Source organism: Alteromonas sp. HB246098, assembly GCF_054890645.1.
Map to the genome: position 1 here is coordinate 156033 of NZ_JBTZUG010000002.1, position 20530 is coordinate 176562.

General features: G+C 45.3%; 14 protein-coding genes. 8 read left to right on the forward strand and 6 right to left on the reverse strand.

Annotation, left to right across the window (positions count from 1 at the left end; translation table 11 throughout):
- Positions 1-31: 31 nt before the first annotated feature.
- Entirely contained in the window at positions 32-1939 is a 1908-nt protein-coding gene (locus ACYTPF_RS06600; protein WP_461851627.1) for a tetratricopeptide repeat-containing diguanylate cyclase, read from the reverse strand.
- Between the two features lie 504 nt (positions 1940-2443).
- Here ACYTPF_RS06600 and ACYTPF_RS06605 point away from each other — a divergent pair.
- Together ACYTPF_RS06605 and ACYTPF_RS06610 are read left to right on the forward strand one after the other, a co-directional pair.
- Positions 2444-5698: a WD40/YVTN/BNR-like repeat-containing protein gene (locus tag ACYTPF_RS06605; RefSeq protein ID WP_461851628.1), complete on the forward strand. Its 3255-nt coding sequence runs from the start codon at positions 2444-2446 to the stop codon at positions 5696-5698.
- 266 nt (positions 5699-5964) lie between these two features.
- Positions 5965-7941 (forward strand): TonB-dependent receptor, encoded by a 1977-nt coding sequence (locus ACYTPF_RS06610; RefSeq protein WP_461851629.1) that lies wholly within the window; start codon positions 5965-5967, stop codon positions 7939-7941.
- Here ACYTPF_RS06610 and ACYTPF_RS06615 read toward each other — a convergent pair.
- Positions 7936-8481, reverse strand: coding sequence for a PepSY domain-containing protein (locus ACYTPF_RS06615; RefSeq protein ID WP_461851630.1), 546 nt, complete (start codon positions 8479-8481; stop codon positions 7936-7938). The two genes, ACYTPF_RS06610 and ACYTPF_RS06615, sit on opposite strands and share 6 nt — an antisense overlap.
- A gap of 113 nt (positions 8482-8594) precedes the next feature.
- Positions 8595-9590: a hypothetical protein gene (locus ACYTPF_RS06620; protein ID WP_461851631.1), complete on the reverse strand. Its 996-nt coding sequence runs from the start codon at positions 9588-9590 to the stop codon at positions 8595-8597.
- A gap of 157 nt (positions 9591-9747) precedes the next feature.
- On the opposite strand from ACYTPF_RS06620, the gene ACYTPF_RS06625 reads away from it, so the two are divergent.
- From ACYTPF_RS06625 to ACYTPF_RS06635, 3 genes are all read left to right on the forward strand, one after another.
- Entirely contained in the window at positions 9748-11223 is a 1476-nt protein-coding gene (locus ACYTPF_RS06625; RefSeq protein ID WP_461851632.1) for a radical SAM protein, read from the forward strand.
- Positions 11224-11233: 10 nt separating this feature from the next.
- Positions 11234-13021: a DUF1223 domain-containing protein gene (locus ACYTPF_RS06630; RefSeq protein WP_461851633.1), complete on the forward strand. Its 1788-nt coding sequence runs from the start codon at positions 11234-11236 to the stop codon at positions 13019-13021.
- 123 nt (positions 13022-13144) lie between these two features.
- On the forward strand, positions 13145-14074 hold the full coding sequence (locus tag ACYTPF_RS06635; protein WP_461851634.1) for a dienelactone hydrolase family protein: 930 nt from the start codon (positions 13145-13147) through the stop codon (positions 14072-14074).
- 40 nt (positions 14075-14114) lie between these two features.
- On the opposite strand, the gene ACYTPF_RS06640 is transcribed toward ACYTPF_RS06635, so the two are convergent.
- Genes ACYTPF_RS06640 through ACYTPF_RS06650 form a run of 3 tightly spaced genes read right to left on the reverse strand, consistent with a single transcriptional unit; the run spans position 14115 to position 17861 of the window.
- A complete protein-coding gene (locus ACYTPF_RS06640) occupies positions 14115-16328 on the reverse strand; it encodes a xanthine dehydrogenase family protein molybdopterin-binding subunit (protein WP_461851635.1) in 2214 nt (737 codons plus the stop codon).
- On the reverse strand, positions 16315-17340 hold the full coding sequence (locus ACYTPF_RS06645) for an FAD binding domain-containing protein (RefSeq protein ID WP_461851636.1): 1026 nt from the start codon (positions 17338-17340) through the stop codon (positions 16315-16317). The genes ACYTPF_RS06640 and ACYTPF_RS06645 overlap by 14 nt, the downstream gene beginning before the upstream one ends.
- Positions 17340-17861, reverse strand: coding sequence for a (2Fe-2S)-binding protein (locus tag ACYTPF_RS06650; protein ID WP_269916918.1), 522 nt, complete (start codon positions 17859-17861; stop codon positions 17340-17342). Before ACYTPF_RS06650 ends, ACYTPF_RS06645 begins: the two co-directional genes overlap by 1 nt.
- A gap of 244 nt (positions 17862-18105) precedes the next feature.
- On the opposite strand from ACYTPF_RS06650, the gene ACYTPF_RS06655 reads away from it, so the two are divergent.
- The 3 genes from ACYTPF_RS06655 (at position 18106) to gloA (ending at position 20455) form a co-directional block, all read left to right on the forward strand.
- A complete protein-coding gene (locus ACYTPF_RS06655; RefSeq protein WP_461851637.1) occupies positions 18106-18837 on the forward strand; it encodes a YehS family protein in 732 nt (243 codons plus the stop codon).
- 93 nt (positions 18838-18930) lie between these two features.
- The gene (locus ACYTPF_RS06660) at positions 18931-19875 is read left to right on the forward strand and encodes an alpha/beta hydrolase fold domain-containing protein (protein ID WP_461851638.1); all 945 of its coding nucleotides are present in this window, start codon (positions 18931-18933) and stop codon (positions 19873-19875) included.
- Positions 19876-19906: 31 nt separating this feature from the next.
- Entirely contained in the window at positions 19907-20455 is a 549-nt protein-coding gene (gene gloA / locus ACYTPF_RS06665; protein WP_461851639.1) for a lactoylglutathione lyase, read from the forward strand.
- Positions 20456-20530: the final 75 nt, after the last annotated feature.

Sequence of the window (20530 nt, forward strand, 5' to 3'; positions counted from 1 at the left end):
CCGGGAATCAAGTAGTACAAGCAATCGCTAACTAGGTAGCGGTATAAGCGTTGACTTGGTTACGTCCGTTAGCCTTTGAAAAGAAAAGCGCTTTATCAGCCTGCTCTATAAACTCTGTAGGTGATGAAGCGCCAAGTTCAATTGAGGTAACACCAATACTGCAAGTTAGTTTTATTTCGCCAAAGCCGTAACTTTCCACTTGTGAACGAGCTTGTTCACTGACGGTCAAGGCATCTTTTAGAGAAATGTTGTACAACACCATACAGAACTCTTCTCCGCCGAAACGCGCTAACACGTCATCGTCTGATATGTTTTGGCGCAGTACGTGTGCTACGCCTCTGAGCGCATCATCCCCTGCATTATGACCAAAGTCGTCATTTATTTTTTTAAAGTGATCAATATCTATCATCACAAGACAGGCAGAGTTTGTAGCGTGTGATTCTGAAAAAAGACTTCTCAATGAATCAAACAGATAGCGCCGGTTAAAGCATTCGGTTAGCGAATCGTGAGTAGCAAGATAGTGAAGCTCTGCATTTTTACGCCGCGACATACTGTAGCTTCGATATAAAATTAAAGCGATGCTGACTAATACAATAACCACTAGCGATAACATTATCTTTGCGTATCGCTCTTTCGATAATTGAAGATTGGCTATTTGTTGTTCTTTTCGCGATATTTCAATTTCACTATTCTGTCTCGCTATTTCTAGCTCATCTAAACGAGTCTGTTCTTTAAGTGCTTCCACCTGGTTCTCTAATTTAAACGATAGCAATTTGGCTTTGGCTTTCTCCAAATCTTTTTCACTGTTTTCAAGCTGTATCTGTTCACTTAGCGCCAATTCTTTCTCAGCAAATTCGAGGGCAGCTTGAAACTGGCCAGTCGCAGAACTTACCTCTCGCAGCCCCTTGAGTGCTGCCAAACGGTATGTCTTGTTTCGCAAGTCTTCAGAAAACGTTAGCGCTGTTTCAAAAGCACGCTTACTATCTGTTAAGTTTTGTTGCTGAAAGTATGTTTCGCCTAGTGGCAAAAGCGCTTTTACTTTAAATAAGTTGTTATCCAGTTCGTTAGCGATGTTCAAGCTCGCCTGATAGTTGTAAATGGCCTTGGTAAGGTTATTTTCGCCTTTATACGCATCACCAATAATTCGAAATACAGCGGTTTTCTTTTCAGGTGCATTTTGTGTGTTGTAAATAGCCATAGCACGGTTAGCGTAGTTACGCGCTTCTTGGTAGTTTGCTGCTATCGCCTCAATCCCAGCCAGTTCTCGCAAAGCGGTAGCTACTGTGGCAGGGGGAAGTTGATCAGCTGGGTACTCTAAGGCGACCTCATAAAACGACCGGGCTTCCTCAAAAGAAGCCAAGCGCACATAAAGATGGGCTATTTCGTTCGCTGTTTTGGCCGTTCCTACGGCATCGTTTTCACGTTTGAAATAAGCATAAGCTAGCTTTAAATGCTCAAGAGATAGTTCGTAATTTTCTATGTAACGCAAAATAATCGACGCGCCCATATGCGCTTTGGCTTTCCCTTCCGGGTCGTCAATCGTCCCGTGTATGCGTAAGCTTTCCATGACCAAATTCAGCGCAGTATCTAAATTGCCAAGGTAGCGTTCGGCTTCCGCCAAGGTATTTAAGGTGCGCGCAATATTGCGTTTACTATCGATGCGTTTGTAAGTGGCTAACGCTTTCCTGTAAAAAGCCGCAGTTTCCTTGCGTAGCTTAAGTCTTTTATATGATTGGGCAATATAGGTGTAGGCTCTGCCCAACGCAGACACGTCGTTTTCGCGAGTTCGGTTTTCTAATGCTTTAGCAATCGTTGAAAATATTGAAATGGCCTGCTCATAATTCCCTGCCTTATATAAAGACAGTGCACGTTCTTTCATTTTATCAATGCTGACAGAGGTTGCTGGAACGGAACGGTCTTGTTTCTGTGGAGCCGGCAAAGACCCGCGTACCTCCACTGGTACACAGAGTAATAGCATCAAAATAAGGAAACAAAAGCTGCTTGAAACTAATTTCACGAAAACGATGTCACTACCATTTACTAAATAGAAATAACGGGCACTAACTACAGGATAATGCAATTAAAGCATTCAGTGTATCAGCAAAAGAATATTAACACCGCCCATCTTATGCATATTTTGATATGTTTAGTTTTACATACTACGGATTATTTATAATTGCGTGATGAATTAGGCGCTTTAAATATACAGATTCAAAGCGCTGGTAGCGATTCGACGTTATTGAGCATATCTTACTGGTTTTGTTGTTTATTAATTGAAATATTAAAGAAAGTATAGTGAGTGCTGAATGTATTTAACTCTACTATTGTGCTGTTGGTCGTATGTTACATTGTAACTTTAAGCAATTATTAGTAATGCTATAACTGGTAATACTACAATTTAAACAGAGCGCTATGCTCTACCAACACACAACGGATAATAATAATGAAAAAGCTTCTTAAAGCGGCAGTTGCGGTGTCAATTGCACTTTCATGCTCACCCACCTACGCAGACAAAGACGATAAAGACGGCATATTCAACAGCGCAACCTTTAAAGCCATGGAGCTTAGAAACATTGGCCCTGCTTATATGTCGGGCCGAATAGCCGATATTGCAATTGACCAAAACAACCCGTCTACATGGTACACCGCTGTTGGCTCTGGCGGTGTGTGGAAAACCACCAACGCTGGCACTACATGGGAACCCATCTTTGACGACCAGCCTGTTTACTCTATTGGTGATGTGACTATTGCACCAAGTAACTCAAATATTATTTGGGTGGGAACGGGCGAAAACAATGGCGGTCGACACATCAGCTTCGGCGACGGTGTTTACAAATCATTAGATGGCGGACAAACCTGGAAAAACATGGGGCTGTCGAAGTCAGAGCACGTTTCAGACATTATTATCCATCCTACCAACCCAGATATCGTGTGGGTATCAGCTCAAGGACCACTTTGGAGTGGCGGCGGCGAGCGCGGCTTATATAAGACTACCGACGGGGGAGAAACCTGGAAGCAAGTGCTTAAGCCTGCTGATAAATGGACGGGCGTAACCTCTTTACTTATCGACCCGCGCAACCCAGATAAACTTTATGCAGCAACGTGGGCTCGCCAGCGCTCAATCGGCGCTTACGTAGGCACAAACGAAGGTGCTGGTATTCATACTTCTAACGATGGTGGCGAAACCTGGACGGAGCTTAAAACAGGGTTGCCGAAAGGAAATATGGGTAAAATTGGTATGGCTATATCGTCTATGAACCCTGACGTTATCTATGCCACCATTGAAACTGATAATCGCGGCGGTGGCTTTTATCGCTCAGCTGATCAGGGCGCTAGCTGGACTAAAATGTCTGATGAAGTAGGCGGCGGTACTGGCCCTCACTATTATCAAGAAATTTTCGCGGACCAGCATCAGTTTGACCGTGTTTATATCGCCAGCAACTACAGTAAAGTATCAGACGACGGCGGTAAAACATGGACACCTATCAATACTAAGCGCAAGCACGTAGACGATCACGCAATGGCCTTTCATCCCACAGACCCGGATTTTGTTTTAATGGGGTCTGATGGCGGTATTTATATGTCTCACGACAGAATGGCGAACTGGCGCTTTATGGCTAATTTGCCGTTGACCCAGTTCTATAAAGTTGCGCCAGACGATTCAAAACCTTTTTACAAGATTTACGCAGGGGCGCAGGATAACTCTACCCAAGGCGGGCCTTCACGCACTATGCGAGAAGAAGGAATAAAGAACAAAGATTGGTTCTTAACGTTAGGTGGTGACGGACACGGCCCAGCAGTAGAGCCTGGCAACCCTGATATTATGTATTCACAGTGGCAACAGGGTAACTTGACCCGAGTTGATATGAAAACCCGTGAAGGCGTATACATTAAGCCTCAGCCACTTCCAGGCGACCCGGCAGAACGATACAACTGGGACGCGCCGATAAATGTTTCAGCTCACGACCCCGCGCGTATTTACTTTGCATCGCAGCGGGTGTGGCGTAGCGATGATCGCGGTGATAGCTGGACGCCGGTATCAGGCGATTTAACGAAAAACGGCAATCGTATGCACTCGCCATTAATGGGGCGCACTTGGTCGGTAGAGGCCGGTTGGGACTTATATGCCATGACCGAATTCCACACCATTGCCAATTTCGCTGAAAGCCCAGTGGATGAAAATATTCTGTGGGCAGGCACTGACGACGGGATTATTCAAGTTACGACAAACGGCGGCAAATCGTGGAAAAAGATTGAGTTAGACGATATCAGAGGCATTCCTGCCAACTCCTATGTGAATGATATTCGCGCTGACTTGTTCGACCCTAATACCGTATATGTGGCGCTGGATAATCACAAATATGGCGACTACAAGCCCTATCTTATTAAATCGACTAACTTGGGTAAAAGCTGGACATCACTTGCTGAAGACTTGCCAGAGAAGCACTTAGTTTGGCGTATTGTGCAAGACCATGTGAACAAAGACTTGCTCTTTATCGGTACCGAGTTTGGTGTGTTTTTCTCGGTAGATGGTGGTAAAGATTGGGTTGAGTTAGACGGTGGCATGCCGACCATTTCAACCCGCGACGTGAAAATACAGCGTCGTGAGAATGACCTTGTGGCTGGTACTTTTGGTCGGGGTATTTATATTCTTGATGACTACGCGCCGCTGCGTTCATTAACTGAAAAGTCTATGCAGCAAGACGCTATTTTGTTTGGCCCGAGCCGCCCAGTGAAATGGTTCCAGCTAGATGACAATCACACTGACTCTGACGGCGACGACCGCTTTGTTGCCGAAAACCCTGAGCACGGTGCAACTTTCACCTATTATCTGAAAGACAGCTTGCTTACGGCAAAAGAAAAACGCCAAGAAGCTGAGAAGAAGTTAATAGAAGATAAGAAGTATCCTAAATATCCAAGCTGGGAAGCTGTAGAAGCTGAGAATCAAGAAGCGGCGCCAGCAGTCTATGTTGAGGTACGCGACAGCGACGGAGACGTTATTAAGCGCATCGAGGGTAAAGTTAATAAAGGCTTACATCGCATCACCTGGGATATGAAGCATACATCGACGAGTCCGCTAACGGATAAAGAAAGTAAAGATAGAGGTTTGATGGCGCTGCCCGGTACCTATACCGCTACCTTGTTCAAGCGCGTTAATGCCGAGGTAACACCACTTTCTGAACCTGTTTCGTTTGAACTTAAGCCTATTGTTCAAGGTGCACTTGAAGGTGCCACTTATGAAGAAATTGCTTCTTATTCAGACAAGGTAAGCGATGCGCAAAAACGTGCGCTCTCTTCAACGACAGTGCTGACGCAGATTAAAGATACAATGGCCCTGTTGCGCACAGCTATCGACCGTACGCCAAATGATGTGGCTAAACTTGAAGCTCAATTTGCTGCGATTCAAGACGAGATAAACGAAGTGAGCAGAGCGTTTTACGGTCTTAAATCTCGCGATAAAATGGGCATCAAGCCGGCGAATATCATGAGTCGCCTGCGCTATGCACGTTCTGCGTTAGGTTCATCTTATGGTCCTACACAGCAGCACAAAGATCAGCTTAGCTATGCTCAAGATAGCCTAGGTAGCGTAGTTACGCGCATCAGTAGTCTACAAAATACTGCTGTACCTAAGCTGCAACAAGCTGTGGTTGATGCCGGTGGCCCGTGGACAACAGGTCTTCCTGTAATCGCTAAATAGCGGCCGACTAGCCTGATTTTTAGTCTAGTTGGGCTTAACACGCGGCAGTAGCATTACTGCCGCGTTTTTCTTTTTTTTAACCAAATTTTTCGGTACGTACTTCTATCATTCGTCCGTATCGGTTAGTGAGACCTTTATTGTTTACTTTTTTTCCAACTCAACGTTCTTCGGTGTTTTTTGAAATTTCATCAGGTTTACCTGCATCTGTTACTTCGCCTTGTACATCTTCGCCATCTATATGCCCGTCACGGTTTTTTGCAGCGTTTTTGTTATCACTTTTAACGACACCGAGCTTTGCTCAAAGCGAACCGTCCAATAGTGTCGAACGCTATACGGTAACAGCTACGCGCCCCTATTATGACGAAGCGCTGTCACGCATATTTCCACAATATGAATTTGATAAAAGTAGTCTTGTTTCGCCTTTGCACACCAATGATGTGCTGCTTCAATCGCCGTCAGTATCGCTAAATGGGCAAGGGGGACAGATACAAAGTATTGGTGTGCGAGGGTATTCGCGGTGGCGAATTCAAACCTTGCTGGATGGTGTACCTATCGTCAGCGATAGGCGCGCAGGTTCTAGTGTAGGCTTTATTCCGCCCGATTTTATTTCGTCAGCCACCGTATTACCGGGGGCAGCTTCCACTTATCTAGGCTCAGGCGCTATAGGCGGCGCGGTGAACTTACAGCTTGAATCAATGCAGGAGCCCTATTTAAGAGTAGGTTACAGCAGTAATCAGCAGATGAAAGCTGTGAGTTATGCCGGTAGCAGCAAAAATGGCGCAAACGGCACAGAAAAGCCTGGGGTTACAGATTGGAATATCTCATACAGAAGCGCGAATAACGGTGAGGACGCGAGTGGAAATATCTTGTTTGATCAATTTGAACAGACAGGAGTGTTCCTCAGGCACAGACCTGAAAATAGCATTATAAAAGAAGCCTGGACATTATATTCAAATAACAAAGATATTGGTAAATCCAGCAGTGACTACCCTGAAAGCAGAAGAACAACCTACCCAAACAATATCCATTGGCTTGGTAAGATAGCGTTTGAAGATAATTTATATGCTGGGAATATCTGGTGGCATAAATCAACCTTAGATACCTCGGTGTTGCGACCAGAGAGTCGTATAAATGACAGCGAAAACAAGGCGTTTGATTATGGCTTCAATATCAATACAGATTCGCAATTAAAAGGCTGGGATTTGAACTGGCAGTTTCAGCTATCCGGCCGGGAAGGCGTGGTGGCTAATGAAAGAGAGTTTACGTTAACGCCAGCAGAAAGCCTACCAGCTAATGCAACGCCACTTGGTATAACTACAAGTACAGTTGAACCAGAGTTTGCCTATGAAGTGCGTACGCTTGATGCCAGTGAAATTAATACTGCAGCCGTCGTTGATGCTTCACGCCAGTGGCAAAGCTTTTCAGTTGCTATCGGTACAAGGGTTGATTGGCAGCGACAGTCTGATGATTCAGGTGCCAGCGCAACTCAGCCTAATGATGTCCAGCCTAGTAGGTCGCAATCAACTACAAATTTTAGTGGCTATTTGGGCGCAAACTATCAGCTTTCTCCCTATTGGGCGGCTAGCCTGTATGTTTCTAGTGCATTTCGAAACCCATCGTTAACTGAGCGTTTCTTTGCTGGGGAAACGCCTCGAGGTACAGTGCTGGGTAGTACACAGCTTGAAACCGAACAAGCCCTTAATAAACAGCTAACCGTGGCCTATAGGGCAAAACACATTCAGGGCTCGATTGAAGTGTTTCATCAGCAAATTGATAACTATATTGAACGTATTACAGTTGCTGAAGATGTACTTCAATATGCTAATTTAGATAGTGCAACCATAGAAGGCGCAAGCTATCAGGTTAGCTGGCAATCACAAGACAGCATCTTAGATGCTCGACTTAGTGGCATGTGGATTAGCGGTGAAGATAACTTGGGAAACACCATTGCAGATATACCGGCAAACAATCAGCGCCTAGATGTAGGTGTTAATTGGCAAGCCTCGCGCTTTTTTACGGTACTAAGCTATCGGGCCAGTAAGACAAACATTGCAGACGGCGAACGAGCCCTTAGCGATGTTTTTACCCTAGATATTGGCGCAAACTGGCAGTTAAGTGAGGATATGCAACTTCAAGCAAGCTGGAGTAACCTCACGAATCAACACTACTACACCAGTGCCGATGACAAAGCCGCGTTTGCTCAAGGGGAAAGTGTACAGCTAGCCATCACTTACCAACTATGAGTTGTTAAGTGGCTGGCGGTATTTCTTTTTTCGGTATTTGCTTTTCAGGGTGGTGTACAACATAACAAGGCCGGTTACCCACAGCACAAAAAGTAGAAGTGCAGCGGGTAGAAACAGCCATAGCTTGGCGCCCTCAAAGAACCAGCTACCGTCATGAATAGCTTCAATGGTGTCTGTGCGTCGGTAGGCAACCTGAAGCACATCGCCGCTTTGGGCATCAAGCTGCACTTCCCAATGGTTCTTGCCGCGTACTTTTATGATGCCTTTTCCGGGGCGAACATCTAAACGGTCGATATCGTCCCACCTATTTAAGTTAACCTGAGGCACCTGTTTTACAGCATCAAGCACTTCATCAAAGGGCAGCGTTGGCGCGCTGTTTTGGCCTTTTTGCACTTTTTGCGTAGGCGGTTGGATCCAGTCGAATTCTTTTTTAACCTGCAATAACAAGCCGCTAGCGATAACAATGATCACAGGGATAAAAATAACCAGCGACAGCCACAAGTGAATACTGCGACTGTTTTTGCGAAAGGAAGCGGACATGAAACAACACTTAAAACAAAACGAAAAGTACACTGCATACTATACGGTAATCTCGATAGGCAGTAAAAACCGTCTAGCGCGAGGTTTATCCATTTAAACGGAATTATCCAATGTCATTTGATTGCGGGGTGATTAAAGTGAAGCTTTGTATCGCAGGTAAGCGAAACAACCGACTCGGTTAATATAATTTCGCCAATTTGTTGCCAATGCGCTTTATCTATTCCATCGTTATTAAACGCGGCGGCAGAAATAGCCCAAGACAGCGTCTGATTGGGGTAATGCTGTAGTGACAATTCATCTCGAAAGTCGTCTTCGTCTACCAGCGGTGTATCTGGCCGTAATGCAGCTCTTAACCAGTGAGGGCCTTGTATTTCGGTTTTTGTATCAGCTTCGCTTTTTACTTCAAGTTCGCGCTCTAATTCGATTTCTTTCGATGCAGTTGGCGCTGAAATGCTCAGCTTTCGCGTACTTTCTTCTGTATGCCCCGCCAATCTAGAGTTTGCACCCCCAACCTTTACCGCGGCTAAATGAGAAACTGGTCTAAACCGCGCATTGGCTTTTTTACCGCTAAACGCTTTATCGGCTTTCTCAAGATCGCTTTCCAACCGATAAGCGGTAAGCAATTGGCTAAAAGGAGGCAGTTCACCAAGCGCTGGTTCGTTAGTCATAGGCAAATTTGCAACATGCTTTGTTTTTGTACCGCCAAGAGAGTGCATAAGAAATATGTTCTCAGTAAGTGCACTATGGGCATAAGGAAAAAGCTTAATCGCTACACCAAATGCACGTTTATCCCGCTGTTTTGTTCCGCTTAAACTGACGGATGCCCTAACAATAATAGGTACCTCTGTGCCCGCTTGAAAAAGCCCAGAGTAAGGGCTGTTTTGACTCATCTTCCAAGTACCGGCAAAGCAAATTCCGTTGGCTTGAAGTAGCTTATGTTTGGTGTCTAATTCGATAAAATTTGCATTTGATGAAAGGGTTCTTTGAGCGTGTTTCAACAGTACATTCTCGCCGTTGATGTCAAAGTGTTTGCGCGACACCTCATATTGCGGAAGGCTTGAATAAGGGTCAGAAAACACAAGGCTCTTCACTTCCTCGAACGTACTCAATGGCGTAGCTAAGGCGAGCTTGGCTTCACTAGCTTCTGCATGACTTGTTACACAATAAAACAAAGTGGTTAGTGCAAAAAAACGGCACGCCTTGAAAGTATTTTTAAGTGTAAAAGGTCTTTGTTGATACTGAGTAGTTTGAAAAAGACACATTGAAATGACGTGCTCCCCTGGTACCACAAGAAATCAACAACTTGCCTCTACACGAAAGCGAATGGGCGAACATTTTACTCCCAATCAACTTTTGGGGCGAACGCATACCATTGGCTGTGTTGCTGTTGAAATTACGCAAAAGTGTAATCTTGATTGCACCTTATGCTATTTGTCAGAGCATTCGCAAGCAGTTCGTGATATTCCCATTCAAGAAGTGTTCAAGCGATTAGACAATGTGCTTAAACACTACGGGCCTGGAACCAGCGTGCAAATTACAGGGGGCGACCCCACGTTAAGAAAACGCAGCGAGCTTATCGATATTGTTGCCTATGCAAATCAACTTGGCTTACATACGGCGCTATTTACAAATGGAATTGCTGCTACCAGAGACCTGCTCACTGAGCTTGCCGAAGCTGGGCTTAACGACGTTGCATTTCACGTAGACACCACCCAAGAGCGCAAAGGTTATGATGATGAGCAGTCGTTAAATGCTATTCGTGAAGAGTACATAGAGCGAGCCAAAGGCCTGGGCCTGATGGTTATCTTTAACACCACGGTACATACCGACAATTTTGAAGAACTGCCCATGCTGGTGGATTTTTTTGTACAGCACGCAGATGCGGTAAGTTTTGCTTCGTTTCAGCTACAAGCTGAAACCGGCCGAGGAGAGTGGGGCGCGCGAACGGATGTGGTCGACCCGCTTACAGTCAAAGCGGCCATTGAGAAAACAATTTCTAAAGCTTTGCCGTGGGAAAAGGTACGTATCGGCCATAGTGATTGCCACAGCTACATGCCCACTTTAGTTGCCGATAATCAAGTCTATTCTGTCGTTGATAACGCGCAATTGTTTGCGCAATTTATTGAAGACTTCAAGCACATACAAACAACGCGGCAGCACGGCACCGCAAAGATTATATGGGATTACAGTAAAGCACTGCTTACTCGCCCACTATGGATTTGGAAGCTCGCCAAAGCAACATTGGCAAAGCTTTTAGAAATGCGCAGTAGTTTAGTTAAAAGTCGGGGGCGTGTGCATAAACTGTCGTTTTTCGTTCAAAACTTTATGGATGCCAGTGCGCTGCAGCAGGACAGAATTGATGCGTGTTCATTCATGGTAATGACAGCAGACGGCCCTGTTTCCATGTGTAAACACAACGCCGAGCGCGATGAGCATATATTGAAACCACTTTCTTACACCAACCATCGCGGGCAGGTAAAGCAATACCAGCCATTAGGAGAGCGCTATCGAGAGGATAACGTGATCCCTATTCGACTGCTTGCCGATGATAAGCCTGTTCACGAACCCATCATTGGGGCCTTAAACGAATCAAACAGTGAGTCATCTAAGGTGTTAAATCAAGACGTAAGCCAAGAGCTAAGCCAAGAGCTAAGTCATGAGTCAGTTCACGGTGTAAATAACGATCTTGGCGCTAGACCAAGTAGCGTTCCCTCAAATCAAAAAACTTTAGAAATAGGATAAGGAAGAAGCCATGCAGTATTCTAATTCGCTCAAGTTTAACAGCGCATACGGTGACGCTTTGCGGGTGTTTGTTTCATGGGTTTTAGCGCTTTTCTTGTTGTTTTTGGTACAGAGTGTAAATGCAAGCGAAAAGCCAAATAAAGTAAATTCAATAAGTGCTGACGCTGAAAACCAAGCGCTTGTTACGCTGAAGCAAGCTTACAAACAAGCGACCCAAGACTGGGAGTATGTATTAGCAAATTATGTTGATGAAGAAGGGCGAACTAATTTTAAGGCCTTGTCTGAGGATATTGCGCCACTAGAAAATGTCGTATCTTTTATTGGCTTTGCTAGTCCAACAGCAACACCTGAATTATTCACTTCGCCAGAAGAAGTAATGAGCTATCACATTAATAGCTACAACGCATTGGCAATGTATGGCGTGGTTGAAAAAGGTATTCCAGATGGCTTTACAAGCTTTTTCTCTCGCGCCGCTTTTTTTAAATTTCGTGATGTGGTGATTGGCGGGAAAGTCACTAATTTATACGACTATGAAAATGACGTGATAAGGCCGCTAAACGAACCAAGGGCACACTTCGCACTTAACTGTATGGTGAAAGATTGTCCACGACTACCTAAAACGCCATTTTACCCGGAGCAATTAAATGAAACGCTAGAACAGCTTACCTATGAATTTTTCAGCAAGAAAAAGCACTTCTATTTGGACGATAAACGCAAACGAGCGTACGTGTCAGAAATATTAGACTTCTATACAGAAGACTTTGTTGCGTCGGGCAAAGCCCGAGACTTACCCCAATACATCAACAAATATATTGAGCAACCAATACCTTCCAATTACAAGCTTCGCTTTATTGATTACGACTGGCGTATTAATGCACAGCCGGAAAAATCGATGGTTTCAACATCTATAAATAGAGACGTAGATAATGCTTCGAGCCAAGCAGCAAAGAACCCCATAGTTGAAGCTGCCCTTACTCTGCACTCTAATGAGAGTAAAACCGCAGGTTTAGCGCATGCTCCAGCGTCTGAATTAGCACCGTTGCTAACACCAAACTTATCATCCAATGAATCAGCAGACGCGCCTTTTATACTTACCAGTACGCCTAATCAAACAACCGTCTTGGAGCTTTATTCATCCCAAGGTTGCAGCAGCTGCCCACCGGCAGAAAAATGGATTTCAGGCTTTGTAGATAGCGAAAAATTATGGACAGAGTTGGTTCCCATCAACTTTCACGTGGACTACTGGGATTATTTGGGTTGGAAAGACCCGTTTGCCGATAGTGCTTTTAGTAAAAGGCAACGAGACTATAAGCGCGTAGGCAAAGCCAACACTGTTGCCACGCCCGGTTTTGTCTTAAATGGCCGCGCTTGGAATGGTTGGTTTCGCGGGCAGCCGTTACCTAACCGAGTCGCCCCTCTGTCTGGCGAACTTCATGCTTCAGTTCAAAACAACATCATTGAGGTGTCCTTCAACAATATCAACAGAAGTACATCGAACACGCTAGTTGTTCACGCTGCGTTACTTGGCTTTGGCATAGAAACCTCAGTCAAGCGGGGAGAAAACGCGGGGCGTAAACTCACTCACGACTTTATAGTAGTCGATTATGAAAGCGCGTTATTGAGTAGCAACGGCAACAATGCTCATGCTCAGCAATATGTGGCTAGTCTGCCTTTGCCTAGTAACACTCATATAAAAGCCAAAAAACACGCCCTCGTTGTTTGGGTCTCTGAAGCTAACGACCCCTCGCCACTACAAGTTGCAGCGTCTTGGTGGTTACAAGGTACTAAGTCTATGTGACGTAAAGAGTTATTGCTTTGTAAAAGAATTGCGCTTTGCTTTCTTGGCTATCCCACGTAGAGTAGATGTTATCGACAATTTCCGGAGCACGGTGTTTGTGCTACCACATTAGGGTTAAAACAGATGAAGCAAAATACCTCCCCAAAACCGCAAAAAACACCGCAAGAAGCATCGCTTAATATCCCTCAAGAGGCGTTTGATTGGTACGACGAATACGCCCACGGGGATATAGACCGTCGAACGTTTTTGACCAGGCTTGCTTCGCTTTCAGTTGCAGGTTTGACCGTGAGCGCTATTGGTGGCGCACTGATCCCTGACTATGCCAAAGCAGAACAGGTTTCGTTTAATGACCCCGCAATTAAAGCGACTTACGAAGTTTTTTCTTCGCCCAAAGGCCATGGTGAAGGCGGCGGTTATTTAGTGCAGCCCACTAGCTTACCAGAATCCGGTGTGGCGCCATGTGTTTTGGTGGTGCACGAAAATCGTGGATTAAACCCTTATATAAAAGATGTAGCCAGAAGGCTTGCTATGCAAGGTTATGTGGCTTTTGCCCCTGATGCGCTGTTTCCACTAGGTGGTTATCCGGGAAATGATGACGATGGCCGTGCTATGCAAAAGAGCCTTGATAAGGACAAGATAGAACAAGATATGGTAGCGGCAGCACTGTGGTTAAAAGATCACGAAAAAACCACAGGCAAGCTTGGTGTAGTAGGTTTTTGCTTTGGTGGGTATATTGCTAATTTTCTAGCAGCCAGCATACCTGACAAGTTAGACGCTGCCGTTCCTTTCTACGGGACACCCGCGAAGCAGCCGCTAGTTGACCAGGTAAAAGGCCCCTTATTGATTCACTTTGCCGAGAACGATAAGCGAGTGAATGCCACATGGGAAAGCTATAAAGCCATATTAGAGGAAAAAGGCGCTGAGTATGAAGCCTTTACTTATGCCAAAGCGCAGCATGGTTTTCACAACGATTCGACAAGTCGTTACAGCCCCAAAGACGCGGAGTTAGCGTGGCGCCGAACGGTAGACTTTTTTGATAGTCATTTGAAGTAAAGTGTATTGAAGCGGCCTAATTAGGCCGCTTCTTTATTATTTAGTTTTTACCAGCGATTATTTTATCCATAGTAATGGGAAAGTCTCTTACCCGCACTTTGCATGCATCAAAAATTGCGTTAGCAATAGCGGCGCCAGCACCAGTAATGCCTAACTCACCAATGCCTTTGGCGCCTACTGGCGATGCGGCATAATCAGGCTCTTGTAAGAAATCTAAACTTACCTCGCTAATATCTCTATTTACGGCAACGTGATACTCACCGAAGTCTGGGTTTACGAAGCTTGCCGTATCTGTATGGTGGTGGATCCCTTCGGTAAGCGCATAGCCTGCGCCCCATACCATTCCCCCTTTTATTTGAGAGGCAGCTGTTTTCATATTCAAAATTTGCCCCGCACTGAACATACCATATTGACGAAGAAGCCTAACTTCACCTGTGTACTCATCTACCTCAACTTCCGCGAAATGCGCGCCGCAGGAGTACTGCTCATCATCACTAGTGTCGTCTTCGGATACTTTGCCGCTTGCTGATAACGGGAAGTCGCTGTGAGAGATAAAGTCGTCTAGCAAGAGCGCCTCAGTCGTAGCATCAATGTTACTTTGTGCGCTAGGCTGTAACTTTATCTGACCATCTGAAATGTGCACTTCCGCTTGGCTAAGGGCAGGGGGAAGTGAGCTTTTAATGTTCGCAATAAGCGCTTCACACGCCTTTTTAACCGCCGAGCCAGAGCTAGCGGCTCCGAATGAGCCACCTGAACCGCATGAGGCGGGGTAGCGGCTATCGCCTAGTTTTACTGTGACATTGTCTACCGACGTATTTAGAGTATCGGCGGCAATTTGTGTAAGAATAGTGTAGGTGCCTGTACCAATATCTGTCATATCAGTGCGAACCGTTACCTCACCGGTAGCACTCAATTCCACTTCAGCTGAACTTTCCACCAGTACATTCATGCGCATAGCACTCGCTACCCCATGACCAATTTGTTTACCCGGTGTGGGCTGCGCTTTATGCTGCCACTTGAAGTTTTGCGCGCCTTGGCGAAGGCACTCACCTAAGTTGTGGGTGGTAAACCGCGTGCCTTTCATAGGGTGTACGACAGGCAGGTTTTTTATACGAAACGCAAGCGGGTCGATTCCTGCTTCGTGAGCAAGTTCATCAATAGCCGACTCAAAAGCAAGAGAGCCAATGGCATCTCCAGGAGAGCGGGTAGAGTCAATAAGCGGAAGGTCTACGTCTTTAACCCTATGCGTGCTTTCAATAAACTGTGATTTATAGGTTACCCGTGCGCCAGCCCCTGTTGCTTCGGCAAATTCATAGCCTTTAGCTTTTGGCATAGCGCTTTTGTGCTGTACGCTTAGCAGTGCATGATCATCACCAGACGCAAGGTTTATCTGCTGAGTACTGTGCCCGCGGTGAGGAGTGTTATAAAAGACTTGTCGTCTACTTAACACCACCTTTACCGCGCGTTCTAAATGCCTAGCCCCTATACAAGCAAGCGTAGCATCGTAGTGAAGACCTAGCTTAGAGCCAAAGCCACCGCCTACAAAGGGGCTTTGTACTACAATGTTTTCTGGATCCATTTCTAGGGTAATCGCGAGCGCTTCTACAGCCGTTGCAATAATTTGCACGCTACAATAGACCTCAAGCTTGCCATCTTTAAAATCGGCAACCGTGGCGTGAGGCTCCATAGCGGCCGAGATTTGGCTTGGCGTGGTATAGGTTGTGTGGACGCTTGCGCGAATATCGCTTTGCTGTGGTTTATTTCCGCTAGATGCGTCTGCCTCGAATCCACCATCCAACGACTCTGGTTTTTGCGTAGCATCATCAAACTCTGTGAGTAAGTCTGGTGTTCTACCATTTATGGTATAGCTGACTAGACTTGCAGCATAGCGTGCTTGCTCCAAAGTGTCTGCAATAACTAATGCTACGGGCGCACCAAAATGACGAATGTGAGGCTCGTTAAGTACTGCGCGACTTTGGGTAAACCTGCTTTCATCTGCAGGCTTACTAAATGGCTTAAGGGGGCCCGCATTTTTATACGTAATCACAGCATGTACGCCGTCGGCCTGTTCTGCTTGCTCTGTATTGAGGGAAGTGATTTCACCTACGGCAGTGTCACTCGATACAACCCAGCCTATTAAAGGAGTACGTTCGTTCATATGCTCAGCAGCATACCTTGCTTGGCCTGTTACTTTTGCAGCGCCATCAACCCGGCTAACTGACGTTCCAACCGTTTTAGCGTTATGCGTTGTCATATAAAGCTCCTTCATGCTCGGGGTGCTTTTCCTGATGTTCTGCTATCTCTAAAAGCACTTTTTCTAACGTCCTGCGCAATAGTTCTGGTTTGAAATCGTTACTGCCGTAGGTTTTTGCACCGGATAATTCAGCCTCAGCCGCCTGCGATATAACTTCAGGTGTTATCTCAGCGCCTTCAAGAACGCGTATTGCCTTTTGCGGGTACCAAGGCTTGGTGCCTACACCACCAAAGGCGAGCGTAAGGTCTTTAACTCGTCCATCGTCAATTTTTAAGCCAGCAGCAACAGACACAAGGGCAAACGCATACGAAGAACGGTCTCGTACTTTGTGGTAGTACTGCGTGCCGTTAGATTTCTTCTCTATGCTGACATGGGTAATAAGTTCATCTTCACCTAATTGATTTTCTATGTGTGGAGTGTCGCCCGGTTCACGATAAAAATCCCTTATCGAAATTTGTCGAGTGTTGCCATTAGGTTGCTGGGTATGTACCTGTGCGTTTAGAGCCATCATGGCCACCGCCATGTCGGAAGGGTGGGTGGCTATACAATGTTCACTGGTGCCAAAAATAGCGTGAATTCTATTCATGCTGTTAATAGCGCTGCAGCCAGTACCAGGCTCTCTTTTATTGCAGGCTTTCGTAGTATCGTAGAAGTAGTAACAACGGGTACGCTGTAATAAATTGCCGGCCGTCGTCGCACGGTTTCTAAGTTGGACCGTTGCTCCGCTTAATAAAGCTTGTGCAAGTAAGGACAGAGAGGAATGCGTGTGTGCAAACTTCGCTAAGTCAGAATTAGTCACCATGGCGCCAATATAATAGTGATTGTCGTCTTCGGTGATAGCGTTAGCGTGTTCCCATTTCGCAAGACTTACCAATGTTTTAGGCGTTTCTACCTGTAGTTTCATTAAGTCTATTAGATTGGTACCCCCGGCCAAAAAACGTGATGTATTGTCTAGAGGGAAATTATCTAGCGGCTTTTCGCCGTTGTAATGATGGAGATTAAATGGCTGCATTATTGTTTCTCCAAAGCAATCACATCTGTAATTGCGTCAACTATATTTGGATAAGCGCCGCATCGACAAAGATTACCGCTCATGCGTTCACTAATGTCTTCTTTAAGAGATGCTGTACTATTTCGAGAACGGCTATAAGTAACAGCGCTAGGGTCTTCATTACTTAACTCACGAAGCAAAGATACCCCTGAACAAATCTGACCGGATGTGCAGTACCCACATTGAAACGCATCGCGCTCGATAAAAGCCTGTTGTAAGGGATGAAGCGCTTCATCTTCATTTGCACCGTTACCTATACCTTCAATAGTTGTGACTTCAGCGCCTTCTAGCTGAAATGCAAACACTAAGCACGCGTTGATGCGCTCTCCGTCAGCGATAACAGTACATGCACCGCACTGACCGTGGTCGCAGCCTTTTTTAGTGCCAAACAGTGATAAATGTTGATGAAGAAAATCTAACAGTGTAGTTCGCGGGTCATCAGGAAGACTGACGTCTTTCCCATTGAGATTTAACGTTGCCATGGAAGGATCCTTTTACCAATAAGCTCAATTTCGGTACTCCAGAGAAATGAGCGTAATGAGATATACAGTATCGTTACGCCATGAAAGTTAATTTGGTTTCACCATGAGCCAATTGATGTCGCTTACTTTTAAGCCTGTGATAGATGCAAATGCTTAAGTGGTGTAAAATGTAAAAAAGAGCGGATGGCTCTACACCTTTAATCTATGCCGCTTATTGGCTACCTCACCTTTCAGGCCTACTTACATGATTCACAACGATGTTCTACGTCGCCTTCGTTATGCATTAGCGATAAACGATACCGCCGCCCTAAGTATTTTTAAATTAGTTAACTACGACATGGAAATTGATTATTTACATGCTGTGATGAAGCGGGAAGGCGAAGAGGGCTATCTGCCGTGTCGCGATAAGATTATTGCGCTGTTTCTAGATGGATTGATTATTAAAAACCGTGGGCGTCAAGAAGGGCAAATGCCTCAAGAACTGGGGCCAAAAGAGCGATTAAGCAATAACGAAGTGCTGCGCAAAATCCGTATTGCGATGAGTTATAAAGATGACGATATGATAGCGGTGCTTAAATTAGCAGACTTTAGAATAAGTAAAGGTGAGCTGTCGGCATTTTTTAGAAAGCCAGACCATCGCAATTACAAACCCGCAGGCGATCAAGTGGTTCGTAATTTACTGCAGGGTATGGTGAAAAAATATCGACCAGATTCATCAGGTACCGGCCGCAGCGCGCAAACAAGTCTTAACAAACCGGCCGCTAATGTGTCTGAAAAAAATCGGACAAACGATAGAAAACGCATTAAAGGTAATCCGAACGGGAATAACCCTCATACAAATGAGCCAAGAGTTACGTCTTCGACAACTAACAAGGCTAAGCGCCCAGTTAGCCAAAGTGCTAACAATGAAGCGCCGAAAGGCAAGAAGCAAACTAATACGTCTGTGTGGGGCGAGCTACCTGCTAAAAAGCGGTGAATAAAGTTCACCGCTAGATGGCTTCCATTTGCCAGTGCTTGAGAGCTTGTTAGGCTTACTGACTTCAATCAACATAGAATGGAGCTTTCATTTATGCGGTTTACTTTTAGGCTTGCTACACTTCTTGGCATAGCATTGCTGCTAGTAGGGTGCGGCACGACGAAAAGCGATAAAAGGGAAACAGAGAGTGAAAAGACCGAAACGCCATACGCTAATTTAGACGACATTAAACCCCAGTCGATAGTTTACAAGACGGTTAATGGCAAAGATTTAGCGCTGGATCTATACATGCCAACTTCCTTAGGAACAGCCCCCACACTCGCCGTATGGGTTCATGGTGGTGCTTGGATGAGAGGGAGTAAAAACGAAACCCTGTCTAAAAATGGTAATTTAGTCGCTTCTTTGCTCAATGAAGGTGTTGTGGTTGCGGCAGTAAATTATCGTCTTAGCGGTGAGGCTATTTATCCTGCAGCACCCAACGACATAAACGATGCGATAAATTTTTTAGTTGATAATAGCGATAATCTTAAACTAAGTGCTGAGCACGTGATCATGATGGGGCGCTCAGCGGGTGGGCATCTGGCTTCGCTTTTGACCACATCAAACAATGACGACGTTCCGTTTCTTAATGCAAAGCCGCGCTACCGTGTAATTGGTATGGTTGATTTTTTTGGACCTTCTGATCTTGTGGCCTTGCGAGGCAACAGCGGCAAAGTGGATCACGACGCGCCAGATGCCGCAGAAGCTCAATTTTTGGGTGAATCTCCACTGGTTAACGAAGCCCTAGCGCGAGAAGCTTCGCCAACCACTTATATAGATGATGAAACGCCGCCTTTTATTATTTTCCATGGACTTGATGATGGTGTAGTACCCGCTACGCAAAGCGAATTATTAAGTCGCCGCCTAGACCAGTTTGGCGTGCCAAATGAGTTGTTCCTTGCTAAAGGTAAGCGCCATGGCGATCCGGTATTTGATACGGATGAATTTGTCTCGAAAGTAGTTAACTTTGTAAGAGAAGTTAAAAAGGAAAATAACTAAATTTATTTCAATAGAGTAAAAGGGAAAAATTATGAGCCGACATTTCGATAAGGCCGAAGGCCTGTGTGAAGAGAAAGATGCCGCCACACAAGGTTTTGTGTTTAACCAAACTATGCTGCGCATTGCCGACCCCAAGCGTTCGCTAGATTTCTATACGCGAGTTATGGGAATGACGCTAATTAAGCGTCTAGATTTTGAAGAAATGCAGTTCAGCCTTTATTTTTTGGCGGCAGGTGATGATTTCTCTGATATTTCTAACGATGTAGACGAACGTACTCAGCAAACCTTTGGTCGCCCGGCCATGTTGGAGCTAACCCACAATTGGGGCGATACACCAGAAACAGTGGATTATCACAACGGAAATACAGAGCCAAAAGGTTTTGGGCACATTGGTTTTCATGTGCCTGATGCAGAGGCAGCCTGCGCCAGATTTGAATCACTAGGCGTTCCTTTTCAAAAGGGTCTCAATGATGGTTCTATGAAAGGTATCGCCTTTATTAAAGACCCAGACGGCTACTGGATTGAGATTTTTGACGCGTCAAAAGTTGCTGAAACCTGTGCGCCACACTTGAAAAAGTAGCGTAGAAATTTTCAGGGCTCTTCCCTGTTGCTTGCAGCATTTAGTAGCTGGACATTTCAAATAAGTATTAGAGAA